At 42.5% G+C, this 11,870-nt stretch carries 7 protein-coding genes, 2 tRNA genes and 3 rRNA genes; 3 read left to right on the top strand and 9 right to left on the bottom strand.

Features of this window, described 5'->3' with window-relative positions:
- Positions 1–6 precede the first annotated feature (6 nt).
- Positions 7–1,266, bottom strand: a complete 1,260-nt coding sequence (locus tag HUN22_RS03105) for an esterase-like activity of phytase family protein (protein WP_174726461.1) — start codon at positions 1,264–1,266, stop codon at positions 7–9.
- A gap of 147 nt (positions 1,267–1,413) precedes the next feature.
- The gene (locus HUN22_RS03100; RefSeq protein ID WP_174726460.1) at positions 1,414–1,818 is read right to left on the bottom strand and encodes a helix-turn-helix domain-containing protein; all 405 of its coding nucleotides are present in this window, start codon (positions 1,816–1,818) and stop codon (positions 1,414–1,416) included.
- Positions 1,819–1,899: 81 nt separating this feature from the next.
- Between HUN22_RS03100 and HUN22_RS03095 the strand changes: the two genes are divergently transcribed.
- The 3 genes from HUN22_RS03095 (at position 1,900) to HUN22_RS03085 (ending at position 3,923) form a co-directional block, all read left to right on the top strand.
- Complete coding sequence (locus tag HUN22_RS03095) at positions 1,900–2,385, top strand: DUF2938 domain-containing protein (protein WP_174726459.1); 486 nt, start codon at positions 1,900–1,902, stop codon at positions 2,383–2,385.
- A gap of 18 nt (positions 2,386–2,403) precedes the next feature.
- Complete coding sequence (locus HUN22_RS03090; protein ID WP_125739273.1) at positions 2,404–2,970, top strand: flavodoxin family protein; 567 nt, start codon at positions 2,404–2,406, stop codon at positions 2,968–2,970.
- A 329-nt stretch (positions 2,971–3,299) separates the two neighbouring features.
- Positions 3,300–3,923, top strand: coding sequence for a lytic transglycosylase domain-containing protein (locus HUN22_RS03085; RefSeq protein WP_174726473.1), 624 nt, complete (start codon positions 3,300–3,302; stop codon positions 3,921–3,923).
- Positions 3,924–3,979: 56 nt separating this feature from the next.
- Here the strand turns inward: HUN22_RS03085 and cysK are convergent, their stop codons facing one another.
- The 7 genes from cysK to HUN22_RS03050 form a co-directional block, all read right to left on the bottom strand.
- Positions 3,980–4,978 (bottom strand): cysteine synthase A, encoded by a 999-nt coding sequence (cysK, locus tag HUN22_RS03080; protein ID WP_174726458.1) that lies wholly within the window; start codon positions 4,976–4,978, stop codon positions 3,980–3,982.
- Between the two features lie 200 nt (positions 4,979–5,178).
- A complete protein-coding gene (locus HUN22_RS03075) occupies positions 5,179–5,904 on the bottom strand; it encodes an AAA family ATPase (protein ID WP_174726457.1) in 726 nt (241 codons plus the stop codon).
- A 211-nt stretch (positions 5,905–6,115) separates the two neighbouring features.
- Positions 6,116–6,230, bottom strand: a 5S ribosomal RNA gene (rrf, locus tag HUN22_RS03070).
- Positions 6,231–6,417: 187 nt separating this feature from the next.
- A 23S ribosomal RNA gene (locus HUN22_RS03065) occupies positions 6,418–9,308 on the bottom strand.
- Positions 9,309–9,678: 370 nt separating this feature from the next.
- Positions 9,679–9,754, bottom strand: a tRNA-Ala gene (locus HUN22_RS03060).
- Positions 9,755–9,809: 55 nt separating this feature from the next.
- A tRNA-Ile gene (locus HUN22_RS03055) sits at positions 9,810–9,886 on the bottom strand.
- A 59-nt stretch (positions 9,887–9,945) separates the two neighbouring features.
- Positions 9,946–11,483: ribosomal RNA gene (locus HUN22_RS03050) — 16S ribosomal RNA — on the bottom strand.
- The 16S, 23S and 5S rRNA genes sit together here with 2 tRNA genes alongside, the layout of an rRNA operon.
- Between the last annotated feature and the right edge of the window lie 387 nt (positions 11,484–11,870).

The raw sequence follows: 11,870 nt of genomic DNA, 5'->3' as shown, positions 1-11,870 counted from the left end.
TAGAGCTTAGAACAAAGCTTTTGGCAAACGAATCTGAATAATCTCATTATCGTCAGCTAATTTTGCGTTACGTCCTGTCGACCCTGGGAAGTTATTATCATTAAAAACGGTAAGCGTTGTACCATTTTCAATAATCACATCTTCAATGGTTTCAAATGGGAAAGCAAAAACCTGCCCCGTACCAATATCACCCTCTCTAGCTGTGCCATACAACAAATTCGGGTTAGCAATTTTAATTAAATCAACTAAATCTTCACGGCTGACCAGCTGGCCTGACTCATTTAATTTAATACGAATTAATTTTTTATAGCCGCCTAAATTATTCTGAGTTGCATCACGTTCAATAATAATGCCTTCTTTATCATTAAAGAGTTGGAAGTCACCAATATTGGTTGCCTTACTGTCTAACTGGAACCAATAATATTTCCCTGTATATGCTTTTTTCTTCACATCAAATTGAGAAATCAATAATTGTCTTTCCGTTTCTCGAATTGATTTAATTGGCTTTTCTATAAGAGGATAAAGATACTGCCCATCTGGCGAAATTGCCATCCCTTCAAAACCACCACTTTGCTGAACTAGAGGCTCTACAAAATTAATTTGCGCTTTATTAAATTGATTCTGTGGTGAACGTAATTCTTGAGTCGGATTTAACGGATTTGGCAGAGCAATCGGTGTATCTAATAACACACCATCTGCTGAAAAATGAAGTAAATAGGGCCCAAACTCATCTCCAATCCAGTAAGTCCCATCGCTAGTACGTTGCATAGATTCTGGATCAAAATCAGCGCCCGTTAATAAACGCTCAGCTGTATCACCATTGACGATATTAAATGGAATTAATTTATTCGGATCACGCAGTTGGATAAAGCTTTGTACAGTAACTTGGCTCGTGCCCTTAGTTTTAGTTTTGAAATCAGGCTTTATTTTATAAATACGAAGTAAAAAGTCTGCTGAATTATCTTGGGTACCAAAACCGTTATCGGCCATTGCCATATAACTGCCATCTGCATTTTTTAATGCAGCAGAAAACCCCTGTACAGGTTGACCTTTAAATGGAGGATAAATTCCATTTGCACCTTTTACAAATGCCCCTGAGTTTGGACCAGCAGCATAAGTTTCTACAGGTAACTTGGCAAAGGAAATTAAGGTAGGTTCGGTAATGTTTTCAGTAGGTGCAGTTTGTTCTTGGTCGTTATCATCATTACATGCAGTCAATCCCAGACTGGCAAAGCATAATAATGCCGCTAATGTTTTTTTGCTCATGGTTTTATACAGTTGGTAAAAAATTAAGCAAATTTAATCAAGCTTATATGAAGTTTTTACTTCAAAAAGATGAAATCTTTATGGCGAAAATATGACAACCCCAACTATTCAATACAAACACAAACTAAGTAACCTCATTAAAAAGAATTAAAGTTTCGTTGGCTGATATTCTCCAGCAATTGCTGCTTTTAAAAAGTTCTGGAAGGTTGGGCATTCCATATGATTTTCGGCAGGACATACAGCCGCGTGTTCTAATCCCTGACTAATAAAATGCAATCGCTTCGCCATTTGCTCTAATTGTTGAGCTTTATCTTTTAATTTTTGCCGATCAAGTTCAGGCTTACCATCTTGTCCAAACATTGCAGCGATCTCATTTAAAGAAAAGCCCGCAGCACGACCTAAAGAGATTAATGCCAATTGATCAATTACCTGCTTGCCATATTGTCGACGTAAGCCTTGCCGCCCTATCGATTTAATTAATCCTTTCTCTTCATAAAAACGTAGTGTAGCCGTTGTGACTTTTGCCTTTTTAGCAACTTCACCAATATCCATAATACCCTCTTGACTTCAAGTGAACTTGAACTTGCACAATAAATTTATCACGTTTCATACGTATAAAAGCAAGGTGTAAAAATGAATACTTCCACATTATTCTTTCAAGCTTTATGTCTTGGTATTGGTGCAACAGTTATTATGGATATATGGCTGTTAATACTAAAAATATTTAAGATCCCGACATTAAATCTTGCCTTTCTCGGACGTTGGGTTGGTTGGATATTTCAAGGGAAACTCGTACATCAATCTATTGCAAAAAGCCCCTCAATTAAGCATGAGTATTTATTGGGCTGGATTGCCCACTATAGTGTCGGGATTATCTTCGCATTGAGCTTTCTTTTCATTGCTGGCTCAGATTGGCTTATTGATGCTCAGTTTTACTCAGCTCTAATGTTTGGTGTAGTCACCGTTCTCATTCCTTTTTTTATTATGCAACCTGCGATGGGTAGTGGCTTTGCTTCATCAAAAACACCTCATCCTTTTTTTAACTGTCTAAAAAGTTTAATGAACCATAGTGTTTTTGGTTGTGGTTTATATCTCACTGCAAAACTATTTCAAATTTAAATAAAGAGAAGACTGCTCATGAAAACTGCTGCCATTATTTACCATAGCCGCCAAGGTCACACCCAATTTATTGCTCAGCAAATTCAAACTGGTATTTTGAGCCATCAAGATATTGAAGTAGATTCACTCAATGCCGAAGATATTATCAATAGCCCAGAAATTCTTATCCGATATGACGGCTTAATTTGGGGATCCCCCACTTATTTAGGTGGTGTATCTTCCAAATTAAAGCAACTCATGGATGCAACTGGTCCATTATGGAAACAACAAAGTTTTAAAGGAAAATTAGCAGCTGGCTTTACCGTATCTTCCCTTCCTGCTGGTGATAAACAATCCACGCTAATTTCGATTTTTACCTTTTGTATGCAACACGGTATGCTCTGGGTTGGCAATCCAATTCTGCCAGAACAACATCAAGGTGTTGCCTATGCAAAAGCAGCTAACCGTCTCGGTTCATGGTCAGGCTTAATGGCTCAAGCTGAACATGGCAGTAATGCAGATGGTTTTGATGAAGGAGATATTAAAACTGCTCAACAATTTGGAGAAAATTTTGCATTGACCTTAAATGCTTATCAAGGAATATAAAGCCATGAAAGCATAAAAACGAGTCGAAATAATATTTAAGAAAATTTAAAAAGTAGATCTGTAAGCTTAAACCTACAAAACTTGCAGTGATTTGCGGATATCCAGCTTTAGTATTTTTTCATACTATATGAATCATAGAGAGACAGGATGTCTCATTGAAGAAGAATAAGAACGCAGGAAGCGGTAGTTGACAGGAGTTAGCTACATAAAGCTGAATACGAAGAAGCCTCGACAGGATGTCGGGGGTTTTTCATTTCAATTATACAAAATTCTTACTTTCTAGATGTGCCGAGCAACAGAACTTATATTGATCCGATAAGAATAGCTGAATACCATCATTTCATTTAAAATTTGATTATTGGTTTTGTATTTTGCTTACCTCATCTTTAGCTCAAGATCATTTTGAACCATCACAATTACACCGCCTTAGCCTCAAATTTTTTATTATTGCGTTGATAACAATAATGACGGGATGTACAAGCTTAGGACCTAATAGTGGCTCTTTTTCTTGGCGCTCAAATAAACTCTCGTCTGGCTTACAAAAAGCTTATTCTGTTCCAGCCAGCACAGCCAATCGGCTATCTCCAATGATTATTCAAAGTGCTGACCAATATAATGTACCTCCTCTTTTACTTGCAGCAGTCATTAGGCAAGAGTCTAGTTACAATAGTAATGCTCACTCTCCAACTGGTGCAGTCGGTTTAACTCAAATTATTCCGAGCTATTGGCAACAAACTTGTGCTGGGAATTTATATGATGAAACCACTAATATTCAATGTGGTGCTTATATCTTAAATCACTATTATCAGTCAGCGGATAGTTGGTTTAAGGCAACAGCTTATTATAATGTAGGACCAACTGGATATGAGCGAAGCTTCTGGACACGACACAAAGCGAAAAAATACGCTCGATCTGTGAAGCGTCATCAGAAAACTTTAAAAAGTGCATTATAAATTAAGATCAAATAAAAAAAGCCCATCTATTAATGGGCTTTTTTACATAGTTAATTTTATTCGTCAAATAAACCTTCAAATAAAACAGAAGATAAATAACGTTCGCCACTGTCTGGAAGAATAACAACTATTGTTTTACCAGCATTTTCAGGACGTTCTGCAATTTTAGCAGCAGCAGCCAATGCAGCTCCGCTCGAAATGCCAACCAGAATACCTTCTTGAGTTGCACAATTTCTTGCCCACTGAATTGCTTCCTCACTACTCACTGGTACAACTTCATCAACAACATCTAAATCAAGATTTTTTGGAATAAAGTTCGCACCAATCCCCTGAATTTTATGGGGTGCAGGAGTGATATTCTCTCCATTTTTGGTTTGAGTAATAATTGGAGACTCAGCAGGTTCAACAGCTACTGAGTATAATGGCTTATTTTGGACTTGTTCAAAATAACGAGAAATACCCGTGATCGTACCACCAGTACCTACGCCCGCAACCAAAATATCAACTTGCCCACCTGTTGCTTGCCAAATTTCTGGACCAGTTGTGTCCACATGAATTTGTGGATTGGCTGGGTTTTCAAATTGTTGTGGCAAGAAATAAACATCGGGCTGTTCAGTTGCTAATCGTACAGCTTCATCAACTGCACCTTTCATCCCTTTTGCTGGTTCAGTTAAAACTAAATTGGCACCTAAAGCTTTTAATACTTTTCTACGTTCAAGACTCATGCTTGCTGGCATAGTTAAAGTAATTGGATAACCTTTCGCCGCCGCAACAAAAGCCAATGCAATCCCTGTATTACCACTGGTTGGTTCAACAATATGCATGCCTTCTTTTAACACGCCGCGCTTTTCTGCATCTGCAATAAGTGCTGCTCCAATACGGCATTTCACAGAAAATGCAGGATTACGACTTTCTACTTTTGCTAATACAGTTGCGCTAGTTTTAATTAATCGGTTGATGCGAACTAAAGGAGTATTACCAATAGCTTCTGCATTATTTGAATAAACTGCGATACCTAAATTATTGGGTGTTGGGAATTGCTGATCGGTAGACATGTTATATCCTTATTAAATTTGGAATGCTTCTGAATCATTATAGGCTTGTGGACCGAGGAGAAAAGTAGAAAAGATAGAAAAATTATAAAAATAAATATTTTTCAATATTTTAAGTATAAATAATAAAAGTAAATGACCCTTTTAACTCAATGCATCATGACAAAAAAATAATGAGTAAATAAGCATTAATCTTTTGCTCGTTATGGTTCATCCAGAATTTGCGCTAATCTCTTTTGGTAATTATTCAAAAAATCCTTTGTTACTCGGAAATGTTCCGTTTCTTCATAGCTCACCTGTTTAATTCCCGATTCCGAAAACTGGTAAATTTTTGCATTTGGGTACGCCAGAAGGATAGGTGAATGTGTTGCAATAATAAATTGGGATTGTGCCTGACATAAACGATCTAAGACTGATAGCGTTGTCATCAGCATGGTTGGCGATAAAGCGGCTTCCGGTTCATCCAAAAGATATAAACCTTGTCCTTTTAACTTCATGGTTAATAGCTTTAAAAACCCCTCCCCATGAGAACGCGTATGTATATCTCCACCGTAACCCGCCAGATAATCTATTTCTTTCATATAAGTTGCCACATTATAAAAACTTTCGGCCCTTAAAAAATAATAGTCCTGAGGCTTTTTATAGCTTTTTATTGTGCGTAGAGATTGATACAAAACGGAACTGGTGGTTGCCGTATTCAGTTGAACATTGCGTGTCCCGCCTTCTTCCGAAAAGCCTAATGCCAGTGCCAACGCTTCGAGAATAGTGGACTTGCCTGAACCATTTTCCCCAACAAAAAATGTAACATCAGGATGAAATTCAATATTTTCCAAATCATTTACTGCTGGAATAACATAGGGATAACTGGCCCAGTCCAAGCTCTCTGGAGCTTTCAGCTTTATGGCTCTGATATAAGGTTTTTCTTGCATAATACTATTAGAAATGTATTTTCATTCTATAGCATAGTGAATTTTGAATAGCAATAACATGCTTACACAGTTCCCAACGTCTTAATTTGACGCTTTCCTTATCCTTAAAAATTCCACTTAGAAAAAGTTGAACCAAGAATAAGCTCTTAAACATTTTTTAGCGCCACAAAAAAACACCCCCGTTCATTCGAACGGGGGTGTTTGAATAATGAGCTGGCGATGACTTACTCTCACATGGGTAACCCCACACTACCATCAGCGCTAAGAGGTTTCACTTCTGAGTTCGGGAAGGGATCAGGTGGTTCACTCTTGCTATGGTCGCCAGCACAACTGGTATGGATACTTGCTTCGTTTTATTCACTTAGTGATACGTTGCGTTTTCCAAATCTTGACAGATGGGCTGATTGAATCTGATTTTTCGTTGTTCATTTTAGCTAAGCGTATAACTAAATCAAGTTGCTTTGCATGTTTATGAATCGATTGATGCTTCATATACAACTGCTTGGGTGTTGTATAGTCAAGCCTCACGAGCAATTAGTATTGGTCAGCTTCACATATCACTATGCTTCCACATCCAACCTATCAACGTCCTAGTCTCGAACGGCTCTTTAGAGGAATAAATTCCTAGGGAAATCTTATCTTGAGGTAGGCTTCCCGCTTAGATGCTTTCAGCGGTTATCCCTTCCGAACATAGCTACCCGGCGATGCGACTGGCGTCACAACCGGTACACCAGAGGTTCGTCCACTCTGGTCCTCTCGTACTAGGAGCAGATCCTCTCAAATTTCCAGCGCCCACGGTAGATAGGGACCGAACTGTCTCACGACGTTCTAAACCCAGCTCGCGTACCTCTTTAAATGGCGAACAGCCATACCCTTGGGACCTGCTTCAGCCCCAGGATGAGATGAGCCGACATCGAGGTGCCAAACACCGCCGTCGATATGAACTCTTGGGCGGTATCAGCCTGTTATCCCCAGAGTACCTTTTATCCGTTGAGCGATGGCCCTTCCATACAGAACCACCGGATCACTAAGACCTACTTTCGTACCTGCTCGACTTGTGGGTCTCGCAGTTAAGCGCGCTTTTGCCTTTATACTCTACGCGTGATTTCCGACCACGCTGAGCGCACCTTCGTACTCCTCCGTTACTCTTTAGGAGGAGACCGCCCCAGTCAAACTACCCACCAGACACGGTCCTCGTCCCGGATAACGGGACAGAGTTAGAACCTCAACATTACCAGGGTGGTATTTCAAGGACGGCTCCATTGGAACTAGCGTTCCAACTTCAAAGCCTCCCACCTATCCTACACAAGTAAGGTCAAAGTTCAGTGTCAAGCTGCAGTAAAGGTTCACGGGGTCTTTCCGTCTAGCCGCGGGTACACTGCATCTTCACAGCGATTTCGATTTCACTGAGCCTCTGCTGGAGACAGCGCCGCCATCATTATGCCATTCGTGCAGGTCGGAACTTACCCGACAAGGAATTTCGCTACCTTAGGACCGTTATAGTTACGGCCGCCGTTTACTGGGGCTTCGATCAAGAGCTTCGCTTACGCTAACCCCATCAATTAACCTTCCAGCACCGGGCAGGCATCACACCCTATACGTCCACTTTCGTGTTTGCAGAGTGCTATGTTTTTAATAAACAGTTGCAGCGGCCTGGTTTCTGCGGCTGTCGTCAGCTCAGGAAGCAAGTTCCATCACCAACAACAGCGTACCTTCTCCCGAAGTTACGGTACCATTTTGCCTAGTTCCTTCAGCAGAGTTCTCTCAAGCGCCTTGGTCTACTCGACCTGACCACCTGTGTCGGTTTCGGGTACGATTCCTGTGTAACTGAAGCTTAGAGACTTTTCCTGGAAGCATGGTATCAGCCACTTCACTGTACAAGTACAGCTTGCTATCGGATCTCAGTATAAAGTACCCCGGATTTGCCTAAGATACATACCTACATCCTTCCACCTGGACAACCAACGCCAGGCTGACTTAACCTTCTCCGTCCTCTCATCGCATTACACAGAAGTATTGGAATATTAACCAATTTCCCATCGACTACGCCTTTCGGCCTCGCCTTAGGGGTCGACTCACCCAGCCCCGATTAACGTTGGACTGGAACCCTTGGTCTTTCGGCGAACGGGTTTTTCACCCGTTTTGTCGTTACTCACGTCAGCATTCGCACTTCTGATACCTCCAGCATACTTCTCAATACACCTTCATCGGCTTACAGAACGCTCCCCTACCACTTGACTAATGTCAAATCCGCAGCTTCGGCACATAGTTTTAGCCCCGTTACATCTTCCGCGCAGGCCGACTCGACTAGTGAGCTATTACGCTTTCTTTAAAGGGTGGCTGCTTCTAAGCCAACCTCCTAGCTGTCTATGCCTTCCCACATCGTTTCCCACTTAACTATGATTTTGGGGCCTTAGCTGGCGGTCTGGATTGTTTTCCTCTTGACTACGGACGTTAGCACCCGCAGTCTGTCTCCCGGATAGTACTCATAGGTATTCGGAGTTTGCATCGGTTTGGTAAGTCGGGATGACCCCCTAGCCGAAACAGTGCTCTACCCCCTATGGTATTCGTCCGAGGCGCTACCTAAATAGCTTTCGGGGAGAACCAGCTATCACCAGGCTTGATTAGCCTTTCACCCCTATCCACAAGTCATCCCCTGGCTTTTCAACGACAGTGGGTTCGGTCCTCCAGTTAGTGTTACCCAACCTTCAACCTGCTCATGGATAGATCGCCTGGTTTCGGGTCTATACCCAGCAACTAAACGCCCTATTAAGACTCGGTTTCCCTACGGCTCCCCTATACGGTTAACCTTGCTACTGAATATAAGTCGCTGACCCATTATACAAAAGGTACGCAGTCACCGAACAAGTCGGCTCCCACTGCTTGTATGCATGCGGTTTCAGGATCTATTTCACTCCCCTCACAGGGGTTCTTTTCGCCTTTCCCTCACGGTACTGGTTCACTATCGGTCAGTCAGGAGTATTTAGCCTTGGAGGATGGTCCCCCCATATTCAGACAAGGTTTCACGTGCCTCGCCCTACTCGTCATCATTATGTGTGCCCTTTCGTGTACGGGAATATCACCCTCTACGTTCGCACTTCCCAGAGCGTTCCACTAAAACACACATAACTTAATGGGCTGATCCCCGTTCGCTCGCCGCTACTGAGGGAATCTCAATTGATTTCTTTTCCTAAGGGTACTGAGATGTTTCACTTCCCCTCGTTCGCCTTGCAACACTATGTATTCATGTTGCAATACCTACCTTAAAGTAGGTGGGTTCCCCCATTCAGAAATCTCCGGATCAAAGGATATTTGCCGCCTCCCCGGAGCTTTTCGCAGGCTATCACGTCTTTCATCGCCTCTGACTGCCAAGGCATCCACCACATGCACTTAATTACTTGACTATACAACCCCAAACAGTCGTTACACCTACAAGTGAGTGTAGCAACAGAACAAATGATTTCTCATTCATCCATACAGTTCGAAGTACTGTGTATCTAAACACTGTACAGCTTCAATCTAAATTCATATACCAAAACGCTTGATTCAGTTAATTTGCTAGTTCTCAATTAACTCCAAGATTAGAATTACTTCCTCTCTCTTTGTTATTGAGTGAACAATTTATTTCAGACTCAATTTTGCCAATCTGTTAATGAATAAACATGCCTTCGTCAGGTCATGCTTAATACCGTGATACTTAAATCACAGAAGTTAATAAACCAAGATCTAAATCTCTATTTACTAATTTCTGTAATCCGAACTTCTCTTAAGTTCTGGTGGAGACTAGGAGAGTCGAACTCCTGACCTCCTGCGTGCAAAGCAGGCGCTCTACCAACTAAGCTAAGTCCCCAGCTTACATCATCAGTCATGTATCTTTTATCTATAACTTCAACCAGTCAAAGTCATGGTGGGTCTGACAAGACTTGAACTTGTGACCCCACGCTTATCAAGCGTGTGCTCTAACCAACTGAGCTACAGACCCTCAGATACATCTATGAAGAACAACTTGTTGTGGATTCTTACCAATCGTCAATCTTTCGTTAAGGAGGTGATCCAGCCGCAGGTTCCCCTACGGCTACCTTGTTACGACTTCACCCCAGTCATCGGCCACACCGTGGTAACCGCCCTCTTTGCAGTTAGGCTAGCTACTTCTGGTGCAACAAACTCCCATGGTGTGACGGGCGGTGTGTACAAGGCCCGGGAACGTATTCACCGCGGCATTCTGATCCGCGATTACTAGCGATTCCGACTTCATGGAGTCGAGTTGCAGACTCCAATCCGGACTACGATCGGCTTTTTGAGATTAGCATCCTATCGCTAGGTAGCAACCCTTTGTACCGACCATTGTAGCACGTGTGTAGCCCTGGCCGTAAGGGCCATGATGACTTGACGTCGTCCCCGCCTTCCTCCAGTTTGTCACTGGCAGTATCCTTAAAGTTCCCGACATTACTCGCTGGCAAATAAGGAAAAGGGTTGCGCTCGTTGCGGGACTTAACCCAACATCTCACGACACGAGCTGACGACAGCCATGCAGCACCTGTATGTAAGTTCCCGAAGGCACCAATCCATCTCTGGAAAGTTCTTACTATGTCAAGGCCAGGTAAGGTTCTTCGCGTTGCATCGAATTAAACCACATGCTCCACCGCTTGTGCGGGCCCCCGTCAATTCATTTGAGTTTTAGTCTTGCGACCGTACTCCCCAGGCGGTCTACTTATCGCGTTAGCTGCGCCACTAAAGCCTCAAAGGCCCCAACGGCTAGTAGACATCGTTTACGGCATGGACTACCAGGGTATCTAATCCTGTTTGCTCCCCATGCTTTCGCACCTCAGCGTCAGTGTTAGGCCAGATGGCTGCCTTCGCCATCGGTATTCCTCCAGATCTCTACGCATTTCACCGCTACACCTGGAATTCTACCATCCTCTCCCACACTCTAGCTAACCAGTATCGAATGCAATTCCCAAGTTAAGCTCGGGGATTTCACATTTGACTTAATTAGCCGCCTACGCGCGCTTTACGCCCAGTAAATCCGATTAACGCTTGCACCCTCTGTATTACCGCGGCTGCTGGCACAGAGTTAGCCGGTGCTTATTCTGCGAGTAACGTCCACTATCTCTAGGTATTATCTAAAGTAGCCTCCTCCTCGCTTAAAGTGCTTTACAACCATAAGGCCTTCTTCACACACGCGGCATGGCTGGATCAGGCTTGCGCCCATTGTCCAATATTCCCCACTGCTGCCTCCCGTAGGAGTCTGGGCCGTGTCTCAGTCCCAGTGTGGCGGATCATCCTCTCAGACCCGCTACAGATCGTCGCCTTGGTAGGCCTTTACCCCACCAACTAGCTAATCCGACTTAGGCTCATCTATTAGCGCAAGGTCCGAAGATCCCCTGCTTTCTCCCGTAGGACGTATGCGGTATTAGCATTCCTTTCGAAATGTTGTCCCCCACTAATAGGCAGATTCCTAAGCATTACTCACCCGTCCGCCGCTAGGTGATAGTGCAAGCACCATCACCCCGCTCGACTTGCATGTGTTAAGCCTGCCGCCAGCGTTCAATCTGAGCCATGATCAAACTCTTCAGTTAAAATCATTTTGTACCTTATTAAAGACAAGGTACCAATTCTGGCTCATCAATTACTGACTTAAATTTCGCTCAAATAAACTTCGAGTAATTTAAACCAATCAATCAATGAAAATTATTTCGATTAATCAATCAGTAAAAATCCACACAAGTTGTTCTTCAATTCTCTTAATGATCTTCTTACTGGTTCGTCACCAGCAAGCTAGGTCGGCTATATTACTCTTAATCTCTTAAAAGTCAACAGGTAATTTCGATATTTTTAAAACTTATTCTCAAAACCAACTCACCATCAAATTCATCACTTAAAGCAATCAACTTAATCACAAGTAACTGTTTTTCAACAAGTTTCTATCTGCATCACCGCCGATGGATGTGCATTATAGACCATTA

Origin of the sequence: Acinetobacter lactucae (assembly GCF_013344765.1) — a bacterium.
In the GTDB taxonomy this organism is placed as follows: domain Bacteria; phylum Pseudomonadota; class Gammaproteobacteria; order Pseudomonadales; family Moraxellaceae; genus Acinetobacter; species Acinetobacter lactucae_A.
The sequence above is the reverse complement of the archived record's forward strand: the minus strand, read 5'-3'. Positions and strand labels throughout refer to the sequence as shown.

Bases quoted from the DNA above. Each gene is read 5' to 3' on its own strand.
- HUN22_RS03105 (WP_174726461.1), bottom strand. From the start codon at position 1,266: ATGAGCAAAAAAACATTAGCGGCATTATTATGCTTTGCCAGTCTGGGA.
- HUN22_RS03100 (WP_174726460.1), bottom strand. From the start codon at position 1,818: ATGGATATTGGTGAAGTTGCTAAAAAGGCAAAAGTCACAACGGCTACA.
- HUN22_RS03095 (WP_174726459.1), top strand. From the start codon at position 1,900: ATGAATACTTCCACATTATTCTTTCAAGCTTTATGTCTTGGTATTGGT.
- HUN22_RS03090 (WP_125739273.1), top strand. From the start codon at position 2,404: ATGAAAACTGCTGCCATTATTTACCATAGCCGCCAAGGTCACACCCAA.
- cysK (WP_174726458.1), bottom strand. From the start codon at position 4,978: ATGTCTACCGATCAGCAATTCCCAACACCCAATAATTTAGGTATCGCA.
- HUN22_RS03075 (WP_174726457.1), bottom strand. From the start codon at position 5,904: ATGCAAGAAAAACCTTATATCAGAGCCATAAAGCTGAAAGCTCCAGAG.